Here is a 17,466-nt window from a genome sequence, read left to right on the forward strand (position 1 = left end):
TATTGCTCAAAATACACATATTCACTAGATTAAGGTAGATGCCTAGTTCTTCTTATTTTATTTTGAATATAATGCTATATAAACTTGAGACAAGCTACATTTGTTCAAGGGAAAATAGAAAGGTAGGTTAAATATGAGCATTGAAATATGGATTACTATTATTGTATTCTTCTTAACGATGATTATTATCTTTTGGCGCCCTCGTGGTTTAAATGAGGCGTGGCCGGCAGCAGTCGGCGCTAGCATTATCCTCATTACTGGACTTGTATCAAAACCAGACGTCATAGACATTATAAGTAAAATCGGCGGTGCCTCTATAACGATATTAGCGACCATCGTTATGGCGGTTATATTAGAAAGCTTCGGCTTCTTCCACTGGTCCGCAGCGAAACTCGCAAATTTAGCGAAAGGTTCCGGACGACGCCTATACTGGTACATTCAATTACTATGTTTTCTTATGACTCTTTTATTTAATAATGACGGTAGTATTTTAATTACAACACCGATTTTGATTTTACTTCTGAAAAACCTTCAATTAAAACCTCATCAACAAATCCCTTATTTATTAAGCGGTGCTTTAATTGCCACTGCATCTAGTGCACCAATCGGTGTAAGTAATATCGTAAACTTAATCGCATTAAATATTGTTAATATGACTCTTTATATGCATACAGCTATGATGTTTGTACCTGCAACACTAGGACTACTGTTTATGTCATGGCTCATGTATACAGTTTTAAAGAAAAAACTTCCAGAAAGATTACCTGTTTCTTCATATGATATTGAAGAAATTTTCTTCACGAAAAACTTCCATCCGTTAAAAGGACAAAATTCTGTTAATACGAAACAAAAACGTACGAAATTCATGTTAAAAGTATTAGGCTTCGTCTTCCTTATGCGCTGTCTTCTATTCGTTGCATCCTTCTTATCGATTCCAATCGAAATTGTTGCCGTACTCGGTTCACTCGTTCTTCTCATCTGGAGATGGTACTACTTACGAACAAACCCAGTCGATATTTTGAAAAAGACACCGTGGCACATTTTAATTTTCGCTTTCTCTATGTATGTAATTATTTACGGGCTTCATAACGCAGGGTTAACAGCGGCACTTGTAAGTTGGCTCGAACCAGTTGTAAGTCAGCATCTACTCTATGCCAGCTTTGCAATGGGCGGACTCGTTTCCCTCCTCTCTAACGTCTTCAATAACCACCCTGCACTTATGATTGGTACAATCACATTAACAGAAATGGGACTAGATCCAGTCACATTAAAAACTATCTATCTCGCAAATATCATCGGTAGTGACATCGGTTCACTATTATTACCAATCGGTACACTAGCTTCCCTCATTTGGATGTATATCTTAAGACAAAACAAAATTAAAGTGAAATGGAAAGATTATTTAAGCGTATCTCTCATCGTAATCCCACTCACAACAGTCGTCACATTATTCCTCTTATACTACTGGGTACAATTATTCTTCACCTTATAAAGTGAAACTTTATAAGGTGGGTGGGTGTTCATCCCCCACTGATTATTAGCCCGCACCAATCGGGCGTTTACGGGCAGTTTATCTCCCACCTAACTTCTTTGCTCCAGCCGAATTTTGAGGTGGGAGTTTTACTGCCCACAAATAGCGGGATAGACGACAGAAGCCCCCTTTGCTACCGTCTTAGCAAAGGGGGCTTCTTCTATATTTAAGTTAGGTACAGTGTGATCAATCAAGTAAAGAGGTGTAACGTATTATTGATATAAGTGACTACCAGTTTCTTTGAATTCTACCGCTTTCTCTTTCATTCCTTTTTCAATTGCTTCTGTCGTTTCTAAGTCATTTTCTTTCGCATATTCACGAATATCATGTGAAATTCTCATACTACAAAACTTTGGGCCACACATTGAACAGAAATGCGCTGTTTTCGCCCCTTCTGCTGGCAACGTTTCATCATGGTACTCCATCGCGCGTTCAGGATCTAAAGATAAATTAAATTGGTCGCGCCAACGGAATTCAAATCGTGCTTTTGAAAGTGCATCATCACGCTGATGAGCCGTTTTATGCCCTTTCGCAAGATCGGCTGCATGCGCAGCGATTTTGTACGTAATAACCCCTTCGCGAACATCATCTTTGTTCGGTAAACCTAAATGTTCTTTCGGGGTTACATAACAAAGCATCGCCGTTCCAAACCAGCCGATCATCGCAGCACCAATCGCTGAAGTAATATGATCATAACCTGGTGCAATATCTGTCGTTAACGGCCCAAGTGTATAGAACGGCGCACCCTGACAAATATCAAGTTCTTTCTCCATATTTTCTTTAATTAAATGCATCGGTACATGCCCAGGTCCTTCAATCATAACTTGCACATCATGTTTCCAAGCGATTTTTGTTAATTCACCAAGTGTCTCAAGCTCAGAAAACTGCGCTTCGTCATTTGCATCTGCAATAGAACCTGGACGTAATCCATCTCCAAGAGAAAACGAAACATCGTACTGCTTCATAATTTCACAAATCTCTTCAAAGTGAGTATATAGGAAGTTTTCTTTATGATGGAATAAACACCACTGCGCCATAATCGAACCACCGCGCGAAACAATACCTGTCATACGCTTTGCAGTAATTGGAATGTAACGAAGTAATACACCAGCGTGAATCGTGAAGTAATCAACGCCTTGCTCCGCCTGCTCAATTAACGTATCACGATACACTTCCCACGTTAAATCCTCTGCAATTCCGTTTACTTTTTCAAGCGCTTGATAAATTGGCACAGTTCCAACTGGTACCGGAGCATTACGAATAATCCACTCACGTGTTGTATGAATGTTTTTACCTGTAGATAAATCCATAATCGTATCTGCACCCCAGCGAGTCGCCCACGTCATCTTCTCTACTTCTTCTGCAATAGAAGACGATACAGCAGAGTTTCCGATATTTGCATTTACCTTCACGTGAAAATTACGTCCAATTATCATCGGTTCCGCTTCAGGATGGTTAATGTTCGCCGGCAAAATCGCACGACCTTCTGCAATCTCCTTACGAACAAATTCAGGCTCTACCCCTTCACGAATCGCAACATATTCCATCTCAGACGTAATAATGCCATTACGCGCATAATGCATTTGCGAAACATTTGCACCTTGCTTCGCTCTAAGCGGCTTACGATCCATTTGCGGGAAAACAGGTGTATGTTTTGAAGCCACTTTCACACCGTCATCCTCAGGTTTAATTTCGCGTCCTTCATAAGCTTCCACATCACCACGCCCCAAGGTCCAAGAGTGGCGCGGCGCCTGCAACCCTTTTTCCAGCTCCACTTTATACTCTGGATCTGTATAAGGTCCACTCGTATCATACACACGGATTGGCGGATTTTGAACACCGTTCGTATCGCTTTGTTCAATCTCGCGCATTGGTACTTTCATACCTTCACGTGTTCCATCCACATACACTTTCTTACTTCCTGGTAAACTCGATTTCAATTCAATTTGCTCAGCTGAAACAGACTGTTTCATAACCTTTGTTGCCCCCCTGTTCGTGACAAGGACGAGATATGGCCAGCGCATGCCAAAATAAAAAGAGCCAGGTCCATAAAAGAATAAGGACCTGGCTCATAAAGGCATAATTATGTAAAGCCGTTAACTTCCCTACGCTGGTACGAGCCAGATCAGGTCCAAAGGGTTAAGAAGTTCACACGCTTCTCTCTCAGCCTACGCATACGTTAGGCACCCCTAGTTTATCACTGATTTAATTTTCAATACTTTCCCATCATACACTATAATCTGAAAAATGCAAAGTTTATTTCTTTTGTTGTTTACGGAATCATCCAAGTTAAATAATAAGCCTGCACATACGTCATAATCCCAACAATAGTAACGAAGAATAAACTATGCTTCAATGTAAAGCGGAACAAATCTGACTCTTTCCCAGCAAGTCCAACTGCCGCACAAGCAATCGCAATTGATTGCGGAGAAATCATTTTACCTGTTACACCGCCCGTTGTATTTGCTGCAACAAGAAGCACTTCAGATACACCGACTTGCTGCGCTGTAATTGCTTGTAAATTCGAGAACAGTGCGTTCGCTGACGTATCTGATCCTGTTAAGAATACGCCAATCCATCCTAAGAATGGTGAGAAGAACGGGAATAATCCGCCAGTTCCTGCAAGTGCTAACGCTAATGTAGAAGATAGACCAGAATAATTTGCGATAAATGCGAATCCTAATACGAATCCAATAGATAAAATTGGCATTTTTAGTTCGTTTAACGTTTCTTTAAATGTTGCTACTGCATCTTTTGCACTCATTTTCAAAATAAAGATAGAAATGATACAAGCAATTAAAATTGCTGTTCCAGTCGCTGATAAAATATCTAATTTCAAGATTGCTTCATAAGGTGTTGGTTTATTTACAATTGGCTCTGCTTTCATTACTAAATTGTGCAAGCTTGGAACTTCAAATTTAAATACGAGACTTTCTAAAGCGCCGCCCGGAGCGAATAACGCTTTAAAGAAACTCTGGCTCCAGATGACTACCATCACAGTCAAAATAATGAACGGAGACCACGCTTTTACTACTTTTCCTACCGTTAGTTTCGGCATAGATGTCGCCGTCGTCGTTGCTGCTACTTCACTATTCGCTTGCTTAGTTTGATAAATTTCTTTCGGCTGCCAAACTTTTAAAAATAGCGATAAACTTACTAAACTTACAAGCGCTGACGTAATATCCGGAAGTTCTGGTCCTAAAAACGTCGCTGTAATAAACTGTGTAATTGCAAATGAACTACCCGCTACAAATAAAGCAGGCCACGTTTGTTTTACTCCTTTAAAGCCATCCATTAAAAATACGATAAAGAACGGAACAAATAAAGATAAGAACGGTAATTGATGCCCAGCCATTTGTCCAATTTTATGCGGATCAATGCCTGTCACTTGTCCAGCAACTGTAATCGGAATCCCCATCGCTCCGAACGCTACTGGTGCAGTATTTGCGATTAAACAAAGACCTGCTGCATATAAAGGATTTAGCCCAAGGCCTGCCAGAAGCGCTGCCGTAATCGCTACTGGTGCACCAAATCCTGCTGCCCCTTCCAAAAATGCTCCAAATGAAAATCCGATTAAAATAACGAGTAAACGATGGTCATTCGTAATGGATAATACAGATGCACGAATGACATCAAATTGACCTGTTTTCACAGAAATTTTATATAAAAATACTGACATAATGATAATCCACGCAATTGGCCATAATCCGTATAAGAAACCGTATCCGGTCGCTGCCATTGCCATTGTGAATGGCATTTTATACGCAAATAACGCCACCAAAATCGTTAATACAACTGTAATAAATCCTGCCACATACCCCTTCATGCGGAAAACCGCTAAAGCTAAGAAAAAAAAGATGATTGGAATAAGTGCGACTGCTGCTGAAATCCAAATGTTACCGAACGGATCGTAAACTTGTGTCCATGTGTTCATTGTTCTCTCCCCCTAAAGAATCCCCTTTTAAATAAGATATAACCTTATCAATAGACTACCAGGTCATCATACCTTTAAGTCTAAAAAATACAAAACGTTTAAGAAAACGTTTTCAATAATTTTATCACAACAATTTTCATTTAAAAAGATTTTTTTGAAAATTTCATTATTTAAAAAGGAAATCTTACAAAAGCGTCACGTTTTTGTAATGTTAATCGATAGGAAGGTTGCCAAATTTATCGCATACTAAAAGTATAACAACGGACATTACTTATGAGGTGATATATATGAACGGAAACAAAATATTAGCAGCTTTATCATACTTTAGTGTATTATTTGCACCTATCTTATTCCCTATTATCGTGTGGATTGTGGGCGATTCTGAAACGAAACCACATGCGAAACGTGCTCTATGGACACATATCGTTCCAAGCATCGCTTCATTTATTGGATTAGTTATTTTAGGAATTATGGGCATCGGATCTGGTCAACCAGACGTAACACTTGGAATTGGAGCAATCATCGTCTTATGCATTTGCGGAATCATTAGCTTATACTACTTCATTTGGAATATCGTGAAAGGTATTAAAGTACTGAAAGCTTAGTTTTAAACAAGCGTTTGATTAAAAAGAAACTGTCCAAAAATTGATGTCGCATGATCATAAATGAAATTTTATCGGCGATTCAACAAGAATAACCTACCTATTAATAACAAAAAAACCGTCCCAAAATACCTTTTGGGACGGTTTTTTTATCTTTTGCGTTTCTTCTTTTTTCTCATCATTTTCTTTCGGCGCGTATTCGCTTTATCCGCTATAATGTGGAGCGTACTCGCCACAACAATCCCCATTACAAACGTTACAATTTCAACCTCGTGTTCCTTCGCAATTTCTATTAAATTTCCACCGAATGCGATTATATTTAATAGGAATAAAAACGGAGAAAACACGATTAACATGTATGCAATACGAATAATATCACCAATTATAATCGTATGTGTGAAGAAGGAACGATGGGGCATTACGCTCCTATATGGATACCAAAAAATGCGGAGGAATCCCCATTTATTATACGCATTACTGTACGTATCTAAATCCGGTGTTAGAAATGAAGTACCTACTAAAAAGCCAATTGCAAAAGTTAATAAAAAATCAAAACTTGTTAATCCATACGAAAAGAGCACAAACAAAACAACCGGAAGGGATATTAAGTTTATTTTCGTATGCGTTCTTCCTGATGGCATAATGCACTTCCTCGCTTACGTTCGCCCTGTCATCCTATGACAGTTCTCACCTATTGATCTAATTTTTGATCGATAAATGATGTGTCTATATCCGAACCAAACCATTCTGCCAACTTCACTCGTGCCTTATCTTTCACATCTTCATTTACGTATATCGATGCTTGTAATAGTGCGGCCATTAACGCACCTAAATCATCCGTATAACCGACTCCAGCAATGAAATCTGGAATGGCATCAATCGGTGCAATGAAATAAGCAAGTGCTCCGATTACAATAATTTTCACTCGTTTTGGAACATCCGGTCTTTGCAACACGTAAAACAACAATAAACTCGCATAGATTACCGACTGCCCTGCCTGCTTCGCAACATGTTTTATTTTCTTCCAAAACGCTTCAACTGAAAATTTTTGTTTCATTCAAAAGCCTCCCTATTTTCAAAAGAAATAAGCTACAATATGTTATGTTATCAGTAAAAGTTCATCAAAATTACACATAATCTATCAATGAAATTTCATTGTAACAAACAAAACCAAAAAGAACAAGTGTTCGTTAATTTTTTCGTATTTTCCTTCATATAATAGTTTTCTAGACAACCACTTAAAGATTTCTATTCCATATTTCTCAACCAAAAAACTTTCAATTCCGCTTAACATTCTTTTCTATTTTTGTTATATTTTCTAGTTGACGAGCCTATAAACGAATGTTAAAGTTTTCTCTGGTAGTGACAAATCACATACAAAAAATGTAAAATGTTATAGTGTTTCTCAGAAATGAATTTTGTTGTATAATACAGAAATGACGTTATGCTTATGAGCAGCACAAGAAACCAAAAAGGGTATGCATAGTTAAAGTCGTATATGGGTGAATATAGAAACTCTAATTATGACCAAGAAAACTATGTATTTTTTATTTTAACATTTTTCGCTCCAAAATCGACCAAGCCTGATAGAGAAAGGGTGGAAATGAATGAAAGAAACCATGAAATCACAATTTCAAAATGTGCGTTTCACTTTATTCGTAGCTTTGGCCGTATGGCTAAAAACCTACATCATTACACGCACTAGCTTCGATTTAAAACTTGAATCTTTCATGCAAGAATTCATTTTATTCATTAGTCCATTAGCAGCATCATTACTGTTTGTGGGTCTTGCATTATTTGCAAAAGGGAAAAAACGTAACTATATAGCACTAGGAATTAACTTTATCTTAACGTTCATTCTTGTTGGTAACGTAATGTTCTACGGATTCTACAATGACTTCGTTACTTTACCAGTATTAGGACAAACGTCTAATTTCGGAAGTTTAGGTTCTAGTGTGAAAGAATTATTTAACTACAAAATCATCCTTGCATTTGCGGATATTATCGTATTCTTCGTTCTATTGAAGAAGAAGAAAGATTTTGCACCGACAGAACGTGTAGCACGTCCGATGCGTTCTCTATACTTCGTGTCAACGGTTGCTATTTTCTGCGTAAACCTAGGATTTGCAGAAGCTGAGCGTCCAGAACTATTAACACGTTCATTCGACCGCGTTATGCTTGTTAAAAACCTAGGATTATATGTACACCAAGCATACGATCTTGGCTTACAAGCAAAATCAAGTTCACAAAAAGCGTTTGCTGATAGTAGTAAATTGCAAGAAGCAGAAAACTATGTGAAAACAACACAAAGTAAACCAGATCCAAATATGTTTGGTACTGCAAAAGGGAAAAACGTAATTGTTGTCTCTCTTGAATCATTACAAACATTCTTAATTGGTGCGCAAGTTAACGGACAAGAAGTTACACCATTCCTAAACCAATTTGCGAAAGAAAGTTATTACTTCGATAACTTCTTCCATCAAACTGGGCAAGGTAAAACGTCTGATGCTGAATTCTTAGTAGATACTTCAATGTATCCACTAGACCGTGGTGCTGTATTCTTCACACACGGTAATAACGAATATACAGCAACTCCAGAAATTTTGCGTCAGCAAGGATATCACACATCAGTATTCCACGCGAATAACGCAACGTTCTGGAACCGTAACATTATGTATCCGGCACTTGGTTATGATCGTTACTACAACGAGCTTGACTACAAAATTACGCCAGAAACAAAATTAAATTGGGGATTAAAAGATATCGAATACTTCGATCAATCTATCGATATGTTAAAAGAAGTGAAGCAACCGTTCTATACTCGCTTCCTTACTTTAACAAACCATTACCCATTCACTTATGATGACAGTACGAAATTAATCGATGAATACAATTCTGGTGATGGCGTATTTGACCGTTACATGGTAACTGCTCGCTATTTAGACGAAGCAATGAAACACTTTATTGAGCGTCTAAAAGCAGAAGGTATTTACGACAACTCAGTTATCGTATTCTACGGTGATCACTATGGTATTTCTGAAAACCATAACCGTGCAATGGCACAGTTCTTAGGAAAAGAAGAAATCACTACATTTGACCATATGAACTTACAAAAAACACCGATGTTTATTCACGTTCCAGGTCAAAAAGAAGGTAAAACAATTTCAAAACCAACTGGTGAAATTGACATTAAGCCAACAATTCTAAACCTACTTGGTGTAGATTCTACGAATCAAATTCAATTCGGTCATGATGTATTCTCACCAGAAAATAAAGGATTCGTTGTTCTTCGTGACGGTAGCTTCGTTACAGATAAGTACATGTACACGAACAGTACATTCTACGACCGTACTACTGGCGAAGTTGTGCAATTACCGAAAGAAGAATCTCAACCACTAATTGATCGTGCCCAAAATGAATTGAACATGTCTGACAAAATCATTGAAGGTGACTTACTTCGCTTCTCTGAAAGTAACAAGATCAAAACTGGTGAAGTAAAGACAGCTATTAAAGAAGAAAAGAAGAGCGCTGAGTAATCTCAGCCTCTTTTTTTATTTTCTGCTATCCTTCCTCTCCTATTCATTAACTTTAAAATTACATAACCTTCACCTAATATTTACACCACATTAACGAAACATCTTTATAATAAAATATGTAAACAAGGTTCCACATATTTCTTATCTCTCATCTTCAATAAGATCCCTTAGAGAAATGTGTGCATCATTTGTTTTCAACTTTCTTATAATTGTCTTTCCAAGTGTTTTGTTTGCATAAATGAAACCTTTAAAGACGATGTCCCTATGAATGATAGCTACCCTCCTTGTGCAGCATTCCATACGAATGTTGCTTTTTTTTTTCAAAAAGCAGGATTCTTATTTCTCATTTCCGAATTTGTATATACAAAATGCTATAAAGTGAAACTTTAATCAGTGGGTGTTTTGTTCATCCCCCACTGATTATTAGCCCTCACCAATCGGGCGTTTACGGGCAGTTAATGCAGGATAAATCACCACTACTTCTCTGTGATTTACAAAATACATATACGTCATATGTATAGAATTGCTTACATAAAAATTACTATAGTGATTTTTATTCATGTACTAACGAAAGGATGGGACGAAAATTGGCATACGAAAGATTTGTACTATGGAATGATGCAGTTATTGATACAACAAAACATCGCGCGTACATAGAACTTGAAGAAAGAGGTTTACAATTTGGTGATGGCGTCTATGAAGTTATTCGCCTTTATAACGGAAACTTTCACTTATTAGACCCACATTTAACAAGATTATATCGATCCCTTGAAGAAATAGAATTATCACTTCCTTTCTCAAAAGCCGAACTCATCATCTTACTCTACAAATTAATTGAAAACAATAATTTCCACGAAGACGGAACAATTTACTTACAAGTATCTCGTGGTGTACAAGCTCGAGCACATGCATTTTCATATGACATATCTCCGACAATCTATGCTTATATTTCAAAAAAAGAAAGACCATCTTTATGGATTGAATACGGTGTACGTGCTATATCAGAACCTGATACACGCTGGCTCCGCTGTGATATTAAATCGTTAAATTTATTACCAAATGTATTAGCTTATACGAAAGCTGAACGCAAAGGTTGTAAAGAAGCACTTCTCGTACGAAATGGTATTGTAACTGAAGGTAGCCACTCTAACTTCTTTCTTATAAAAAACGGAACACTGTATACGCATCCAGCCAATCACCTTATTTTAAACGGCATTATTCGTCAGTACGTCCTTTCTTTAGCTAACACTCTTCAACTTCCTGTAAAGGAAGAGCTTTTCAGCGTTCGCGATGTTTATCAAGCAGATGAATGCTTCTTTACGGGAACGACTATTGAAATTTTACCGATGACCCATCTCGATGGAACTGCGATTCAAGATGGTCAAGTTGGCCCTATCACCAAATTACTACAAAGGTCATTTTCTCAAAGCCTTTTAAAATCCAACAGCACATCTTCCTAAATACGAATAATCTTCTCATTTTCCACATCAAATATATGTATTTAAATGGAAATCAAGGTGCAGATTTATACCTTGATTTTTTTTTTGTAACCTTTTTGTCATATTCAGATTACCACATAAGTCTTGACAGTAATCGACATGCTCTTTAGAATTTTTAACAGTTGGTAAATATTTCTTCACTACATTACAGACAGAAAGGAATCGACAAATTATGAAAAAATACCTTGCCGGTCTTGCGGCAGTGTCTGTAGCAGGAGGAGCAGCCCCTACACTTGATAGCGTTCAAGCTGCCCCTGAACAAAATACACAAAAAGCTGCTACACAAACTGTCCAAGCTTCCGCATCAAACAATTCATCATATACGGTGAATGCTAGCGTACTACACGTTCGTGCAGGATCAAGTACTTCTCACGACGTCATCTCTCGCGTTTATAATGGTCAATCATTAAACGTAATTGGAGAAGAAAATGGTTGGTTCAAAATTAACGTTAATGGACAAACTGGTTTTGTTAGTGGCGAGTTTGTATCAAAAAACGGAGCAACGAATAACAATGTAAGCACAGGTGGAAACAATAAAGTTACTGCTGATGTATTACGTGTACGTACAGCTCCTAACACTTCTAGTTCTGTTTCAGGACGTGTATATGAAGGACAAACTTTAAACGTAATTGGAGAAGAAAATGGTTGGGTGAAAATCAACCATAACGGACAAACTGGTTATGTTAGTAGCCAATTTGTATCAGGCGCTTCTTCAAATACTGGCTCTACAAGCAATAACAACAATAGTAACAATGAAGCAACTGTTCAACCAGCAAGTGGAAACTATACAGTAAATGTATCTTCCCTTCGCGTTCGTACAGGTCCTAGCACTTCTCATCCAACTGTAGGTTCTGTTAAACAAGGACAAGTAGTACAAGTTGTAGGCGAAGTTCAAGATTGGTTCAAAATCAATTACGCGGGACAAACTGCTTACTTAAGCAAGGACTACGTAACAAAAGGCGGTTCTAACGAAAACGTCACTCAAGGTAACAACCAAGAGCAAAATAATAATGGAACTGTTCAAACTGGTGGTACTTACGTTGTTAACGCAACATCTCTACGTGTTCGTACAGGCCCTGCAGCTTACCATAGTGTAATTGGCGGCGTGTTAAATGGTACAACATTAAACGTAGTTGGATCTGAAAACGGCTGGTTTAAAGTAAACTACCAAGGAAAAACAGGCTATGTTAGTAGCGAATTTGTAAAATTCGTTAAAGGTGGCACAGCTACTCCTGAACAACCGAAACAGCCTGAACAGCCAAAACAACCTGATCAAGGTGCAATTGGCGACTACTACATTAATGCTTCTGCGCTAAATGTACGTAGCGGCGAAGGTACAAATTATAGAATCATAGGCGCACTCCCACAAGGACAGAAGGTTCAAGTAATCTCTGAAAACTCTGGATGGAGCAAAATTAACTACAACGGTCAAACTGGTTACATCGGAACACGTTTCCTATCTAAAACACCAGTTGGTGGCGCAGTAGATAATAAGCCTAACGACAACCAAAATAACAATCAAAATAATAACAACAATAATAATACTAATAATAGCGGTGACAGTTCTTCTCTACTTGCATACGCGAAATCTATGCAAGGCGTACCATACGTTTGGGGCGGTACTTCTGCTAATGGTGTTGACTGCAGTGGTTACATCTACCACGTATTTAAGAAATTTGGTCATAACATTAGCCGCCAAAGTGTTGCTGGATATTGGAGCAGCTTACCACAAACTTCAAGTCCACAACCTGGAGACTTAATTTATTTCAAAGATACTTATAAAGCAGGTCCTTCTCACATGGGTATCTACCTTGGCGGGGGATCATTCATCCAATCCGGAGATAAAGGTGTAGCAATCGCTTCATTAAACAACTCTTATTGGAAAAGCCATTTCTTAGGGTATACGAAAGCACCTTAAGTTATAGTTTCAGAGCCTTCTAGTTTACTAGAAGGCTCTTTTTAAAAGACTCAACATAGTAATCCCCTTTCATTCTCTCTACGAAAAAATTATGCGTTCATTCTCCTATTTCATACACTATATTCTATTGAAATTGCCCAAAACGTTATCATAATGAATATATTTCAACAAAAAACATAACCTATTTCATGTCTATTCATTTTATATGTGTTTTTTCAAAGAATTTTCTTTTTATTTAAACTTTTCGTTAGACGTTTGACCTCCGATGTCCATTATGATAAGTTACTTAAGATGTTATATTCGCAAAAGTATAGACAACTGGTTTATACACTTTTTTACTATGAGGAAGGAGCATACACTGCATGAATGTTTTATGGGGAATTGGCGGCGTGATTGGAGTATTAGCAATTGCTTTCTTACTATCTTCTAACCGCAAAGCTATTAATTGGCGCACAATTTTAATCGCGCTAGCATTACAAATGACATTTTCATTTATCGTATTGCGATGGGATGCTGGAAAAGCAGGCTTAAAAGTTGCTGCTGACGGCGTTCAAGGATTAATTAATTTTTCTTACGAGGGAATTAGGTTCGTTGCTGGGGATTTAGTCAACGCAAAAGGCCCTTGGGGATTTGTTTTCGTTATTCAAGCACTACTTCCAATTGTATTTATTAGTTCATTAGTTGCAATCTTATATTACTTAGGTATTATGCAGAAATTTGTTAGTATCGTTGGTGGTGCATTAAGTAAACTTCTTGGAACTTCTAAGGCAGAAAGCTTAAATGCAGTAACAACTGTATTTTTAGGACAAACAGAAGCACCAATTTTAATTAAACCATACTTAGCACGTTTAACTAACAGTGAATTCTTCACTATTATGGTAAGTGGTATGACCGCTGTTGCCGGATCAGTTCTTGTCGGCTATGCAGCAATGGGTATTCCGTTAGAACATTTATTAGCAGCTGCAATTATGGCAGCTCCATCAAGTTTATTAATTGCAAAACTAATTATGCCAGAAACAGAAAAAGTAGATAATAACGTTCAACTTTCAACAGAGCGTGAAGACGCAAACGTTATCGATGCAGCTGCACGCGGTGCATCTGAAGGTATACAACTTGTTATTAACGTAGCTGCAATGCTAATGGCTTTCATCGCATTAATCGCTTTATTAAATGGCTTATTAGGATTGGTTGGTTCTTTGTTCGATATTAAACTTAGCCTTGATTTAATCTTCGGTTACTTATTATCACCATTTGCAATCTTAATCGGGGTTTCTCCAGGTGAAGCTATACAAGCAGCAAGCTTTATCGGTCAAAAACTTGCAATCAACGAATTCGTTGCATACGCAAACTTAGGACCACACATGGCAGAGTTCTCTGCAAAAACAAATATGATTTTAACATTTGCAATCTGTGGTTTTGCAAACTTCTCTTCTATCGCAATTCAATTAGGTGTAACAGGAACGTTAGCTCCTACTCGCCGTAAACAAATTGCACAATTAGGGATTAAAGCAGTTATCGCTGGTACACTAGCGAACTTCTTAAACGCAGCAGTCGCAGGTATGATGTTCCTATAAACTCATGTAAAGTCTCCTCTTTTAAAGAGGAGGCTTTTTTATATAACATAAATATAATTTTCGTATATATTAAATACTTTATGTATAGATGTATAGACGCTATGTTACAATAATTAGTATGTCTGTTTATTTTTTCTTATAAAAGAGGGATACTACTTGATGTATCTCGCCCCAAAAAACTTCCAGCTACATGGTCATTTCTTAATAATTGTGCATACTACAAATATCCAGCACGAATTATTTTTAAGGAGGAAAGTTTCGTGAAAGATAAGTCCTATAAAGTCCTCTCTATGTGGATTTTACAAATTTTATTTTATTTTACTACTGTACATGTGACGAAATATGAGCACGCGCTCATTTTTACAATTATATATGTCATCATAAATGTACTATTCTTATTTTTACCTGATAAAACAGCATTTATTTTCTTCATACTGGGAACAATCATTTCAGTATTCTATTTATTTTATCAAGCGTGGCTTCACTTATGGAGTACATCAGATCAATGGGAATATATTATTACCCACTTCCTGATGGCAGCTAACTTCTTCATTGTTTATATTTCAACCCATCTATTAAAAAAGGTTATCCTTAAAAATAAAGAGTTAACTGAACGGGTAAGAGTGCTTGAGCAATACATTGGAGAATCAAAATTATTAACAAGACAAGAATTCGAAAGACGACAAGCTTTATTAACAACTGCGATGAATCGTCGTAATGAAACAGGCATTATCATTTTCTTTGATTTCACTTCCTTTAGTAAATATACGAAAGAAAGTGTCATGGATCGTGTAGCTTCATTATTAGTTGATACAGTCAGAGCTGACTTTGACCTTGCTGCTGAATATGACAGCAACACATTAGTTATTTTATTACAAAATACAAATGAAGCCGGTGCTGACATTGTAATGAACCGTCTACATCCAAAAATGGCACAATGGCTTGCTGCTGAAGCAATTCAAGATATTAAAATAAAACGAGAACAAATCAATACAAAAGGACATATCACATTATGATGACACTCGTTATGCTTCTTTTATTTATTTTGTTTTGTGTACTTGTTTTCTGGATCAGCATCACATTTTCAATTAAATATGTATTGATTTTTACGGCCTTCCTATTCTCTGGTTTACTCGTTTATTACTCTTTCTTAACAATTGCGGGTTTAATTCATCGAAATAGTAAACGAAAAGATCGTACGCTAGAACATTATCCAAGTGTAGATATTTTAATACCTGCCCATAATGAAGGGGTTGTTATTAAAGATACATTAGAAGCAATGGCAAAGATTGAATACCCAGGCAAACTAAACGTTTATTTATTAAACGATAACTCTCAAGATGAAACACCTGAAATTGGAGATGATTTCGACAAAGCTTATGCTCATATTCATCACATTCGTGTACCACCTGGCGAACCGAAAGGAAAATCGCGTGTATTAAACTACGGCCTTAGCATTTCGGATGGTGAATATTTCTGTGTTTACGATGCAGATAATCAACCTGAACCACATGCACTGCGAATGCTCGTAGAACATGCTGAAACAACAAAGGATGCCGTTGGAGCAGTTGGACACGTTCGTACAGTAAATGAGAAAAGAAACTGGCTTACACGAATGATTTCATTAGAATTTCAGATTTTCCAGCTCCTTATGCAATCTGGACGCTGGCTATTATTCCAAACAGGTTCACTAACCGGAACAAACATGCTTCTTCGTCGTTCCGCATTAGAAGAACTTGGCGGCTATGATCCTTATGCAATTGCAGAGGATGCCGAATTAACATTAAGAATTACCCAAAAGGGCTATCTCTTACCAATCGTCCCGGAATCGATTACATGGGAACAAGAACCTGAACATTTAAAAATCCTTATAAAACAGCGGACACGTTGGCTTCAAGGAAACTTATACATTTTAGAAAAAATGTTTTCTTCGTTAAGCTTCTTTAAAGGAAAACTTCTCGTCCATTCCTTACAACAAGTTTTAGTGTATGTCGTATTTTGGCTATTCCTAATCATTTCAAACGTTTGGTTTGTAATTGGACTGCTCGGCATATTCCAAATTCAATATAGCATTCCATTACTATTTATGTGGTATGTCGCATATATTACATATGTTTCTCAATTATTTAGTGCCCAGAGCGTCGAACGAACCTTTACACCGACCAATATTTTCATAAGCGTCATTATGTACTTTACGTACGCACAGCTCTTTACGTATTTGTTTATTCGCAGTCTCATTCTTTACTTACGTGCAAAGAGCAAGAAACAAGTAATTGGTTGGGATAAAACAGTACGATTTAAAAAAGAAAAATAGATTTCATTAAAAAATAAGCACAGAGCGCCGTATGCTCTGTGCTTATTTTTTACCGTAATACTATATATATCAGACAATACCCCTTAGCTGAAAGTTATTTCACGTCCATCCCCCAACGAACGATCGACCTTCATTTATATACGAAAAAGTGATTGCTATTTTTGTAGAACCAATTGCTTCTCTTGATGCTCTTTACGAGTTTCAGTCTTTGGTTCCGTGCTTTCTTGGGCATTTCGATGTGCCACACGTTTCAAACAAATATGCTTCCACTTTCTTTCGTAACGTTTCATTATTCTAGTTGTCCCCCTTGAATGCGCTTTAAAACTATTTGAAATCGCTTACAGGAAATAATATAGCACATATACATAAAAGTAACAACACATTTCCGACATATTTTTGTCAAAAATATGAATATAATGTGTAAAATATCGGATATTGTCGAACTATATCGATTTTTCTTTTTAAATTACCGATATCTATAGTATTCCGTAACAAAGTAATGCTTTTCCTACAATAGTATAGAACAGTGAAAAAGGACTGCCGAATGTCGGCAGTCCT

13 protein-coding genes and 1 riboswitch are annotated in these 17,466 nt (G+C 37.1%); of the genes, 8 read left to right on the forward strand and 5 right to left on the reverse strand.

The features are described from left to right. The first annotated feature begins 133 nt into the window (after nt 1-133). Nucleotides 134-1,492: an arsenic transporter gene (locus NSS74_RS22570; RefSeq protein ID WP_340814351.1), complete on the forward strand. Its 1,359-nt coding sequence runs from the start codon at nt 134-136 to the stop codon at nt 1,490-1,492. Nucleotides 1,493-1,743: 251 nt separating this feature from the next. Here the strand turns inward: NSS74_RS22570 and thiC are convergent, their stop codons facing one another. Then, nucleotides 1,744-3,504, reverse strand: a complete 1,761-nt coding sequence (gene thiC, locus NSS74_RS22575) for a phosphomethylpyrimidine synthase ThiC (RefSeq protein WP_002068339.1) — start codon at nt 3,502-3,504, stop codon at nt 1,744-1,746. 112 nt (nt 3,505-3,616) lie between these two features. Beyond that, nucleotides 3,617-3,732: riboswitch (TPP riboswitch) on the reverse strand. A 71-nt stretch (nt 3,733-3,803) separates the two neighbouring features. Continuing rightward, nucleotides 3,804-5,465: an L-lactate permease gene (gene lldP, locus NSS74_RS22580; RefSeq protein WP_002016180.1), complete on the reverse strand. Its 1,662-nt coding sequence runs from the start codon at nt 5,463-5,465 to the stop codon at nt 3,804-3,806. Nucleotides 5,466-5,752: 287 nt separating this feature from the next. On the opposite strand from lldP, the gene NSS74_RS22585 reads away from it, so the two are divergent. Continuing rightward, complete coding sequence (locus NSS74_RS22585) at nt 5,753-6,070, forward strand: DUF4870 domain-containing protein (protein WP_340814352.1); 318 nt, start codon at nt 5,753-5,755, stop codon at nt 6,068-6,070. Nucleotides 6,071-6,216: 146 nt separating this feature from the next. Here the strand turns inward: NSS74_RS22585 and NSS74_RS22590 are convergent, their stop codons facing one another. Beyond that, nucleotides 6,217-6,708, reverse strand: coding sequence for a metal-binding protein (locus NSS74_RS22590; RefSeq protein ID WP_012262000.1), 492 nt, complete (start codon nt 6,706-6,708; stop codon nt 6,217-6,219). 50 nt (nt 6,709-6,758) lie between these two features. Then, entirely contained in the window at nt 6,759-7,124 is a 366-nt protein-coding gene (locus tag NSS74_RS22595) for a YkvA family protein (protein ID WP_002016186.1), read from the reverse strand. Between the two features lie 550 nt (nt 7,125-7,674). Between NSS74_RS22595 and NSS74_RS22600 the strand changes: the two genes are divergently transcribed. The 6 genes from NSS74_RS22600 to NSS74_RS22625 all read left to right on the forward strand — a co-directional run bounded on the left by NSS74_RS22600 (nt 7,675) and on the right by NSS74_RS22625 (nt 16,908). Beyond that, entirely contained in the window at nt 7,675-9,603 is a 1,929-nt protein-coding gene (locus NSS74_RS22600; RefSeq protein ID WP_012262002.1) for an LTA synthase family protein, read from the forward strand. A gap of 575 nt (nt 9,604-10,178) precedes the next feature. After that, nucleotides 10,179-11,063, forward strand: coding sequence for a D-amino-acid transaminase (locus NSS74_RS22605; protein ID WP_002016184.1), 885 nt, complete (start codon nt 10,179-10,181; stop codon nt 11,061-11,063). Nucleotides 11,064-11,274: 211 nt separating this feature from the next. Then, nucleotides 11,275-13,020 (forward strand): C40 family peptidase, encoded by a 1,746-nt coding sequence (locus NSS74_RS22610; protein WP_002167372.1) that lies wholly within the window; start codon nt 11,275-11,277, stop codon nt 13,018-13,020. Between the two features lie 362 nt (nt 13,021-13,382). Next, a complete protein-coding gene (locus NSS74_RS22615) occupies nt 13,383-14,594 on the forward strand; it encodes a NupC/NupG family nucleoside CNT transporter (RefSeq protein ID WP_340814354.1) in 1,212 nt (403 codons plus the stop codon). A 260-nt stretch (nt 14,595-14,854) separates the two neighbouring features. After that, on the forward strand, nt 14,855-15,610 hold the full coding sequence (locus NSS74_RS22620; RefSeq protein WP_201053373.1) for a diguanylate cyclase domain-containing protein: 756 nt from the start codon (nt 14,855-14,857) through the stop codon (nt 15,608-15,610). Continuing rightward, on the forward strand, nt 15,607-16,908 hold the full coding sequence (locus NSS74_RS22625) for a glycosyltransferase family 2 protein (RefSeq protein WP_340814356.1): 1,302 nt from the start codon (nt 15,607-15,609) through the stop codon (nt 16,906-16,908). Before NSS74_RS22620 ends, NSS74_RS22625 begins: the two co-directional genes overlap by 4 nt. Before the next feature lie 155 nt (nt 16,909-17,063). Here NSS74_RS22625 and NSS74_RS22630 read toward each other — a convergent pair whose 3' ends face one another. After that, nucleotides 17,064-17,198, reverse strand: a complete 135-nt coding sequence (locus tag NSS74_RS22630; protein ID WP_002068447.1) for a hypothetical protein — start codon at nt 17,196-17,198, stop codon at nt 17,064-17,066. Nucleotides 17,199-17,466 lie beyond the last annotated feature (268 nt).

The organism is Bacillus sp. FSL E2-8868, assembly GCF_038005505.1.
GTDB classification, from domain to species: domain Bacteria; phylum Bacillota; class Bacilli; order Bacillales; family Bacillaceae_G; genus Bacillus_A; species Bacillus_A mycoides.

Excerpts from the sequence above, each read along its gene's own strand:
- NSS74_RS22570 (WP_340814351.1), top strand. The coding sequence starts at position 134 with ATGAGCATTGAAATATGGATTACTATTATTGTATTCTTCTTAACGATG.
- thiC (WP_002068339.1), bottom strand. The coding sequence starts at position 3,504 with ATGAAACAGTCTGTTTCAGCTGAGCAAATTGAATTGAAATCGAGTTTA.
- lldP (WP_002016180.1), bottom strand. The coding sequence starts at position 5,465 with ATGAACACATGGACACAAGTTTACGATCCGTTCGGTAACATTTGGATT.
- NSS74_RS22585 (WP_340814352.1), top strand. The coding sequence starts at position 5,753 with ATGAACGGAAACAAAATATTAGCAGCTTTATCATACTTTAGTGTATTA.
- NSS74_RS22590 (WP_012262000.1), bottom strand. The coding sequence starts at position 6,708 with ATGCCATCAGGAAGAACGCATACGAAAATAAACTTAATATCCCTTCCG.
- NSS74_RS22595 (WP_002016186.1), bottom strand. The coding sequence starts at position 7,124 with ATGAAACAAAAATTTTCAGTTGAAGCGTTTTGGAAGAAAATAAAACAT.
- NSS74_RS22600 (WP_012262002.1), top strand. The coding sequence starts at position 7,675 with ATGAAAGAAACCATGAAATCACAATTTCAAAATGTGCGTTTCACTTTA.
- NSS74_RS22605 (WP_002016184.1), top strand. The coding sequence starts at position 10,179 with ATGGGACGAAAATTGGCATACGAAAGATTTGTACTATGGAATGATGCA.
- NSS74_RS22610 (WP_002167372.1), top strand. The coding sequence starts at position 11,275 with ATGAAAAAATACCTTGCCGGTCTTGCGGCAGTGTCTGTAGCAGGAGGA.
- NSS74_RS22615 (WP_340814354.1), top strand. The coding sequence starts at position 13,383 with ATGAATGTTTTATGGGGAATTGGCGGCGTGATTGGAGTATTAGCAATT.
- NSS74_RS22625 (WP_340814356.1), top strand. The coding sequence starts at position 15,607 with ATGATGACACTCGTTATGCTTCTTTTATTTATTTTGTTTTGTGTACTT.
- NSS74_RS22630 (WP_002068447.1), bottom strand. The coding sequence starts at position 17,198 with ATGAAACGTTACGAAAGAAAGTGGAAGCATATTTGTTTGAAACGTGTG.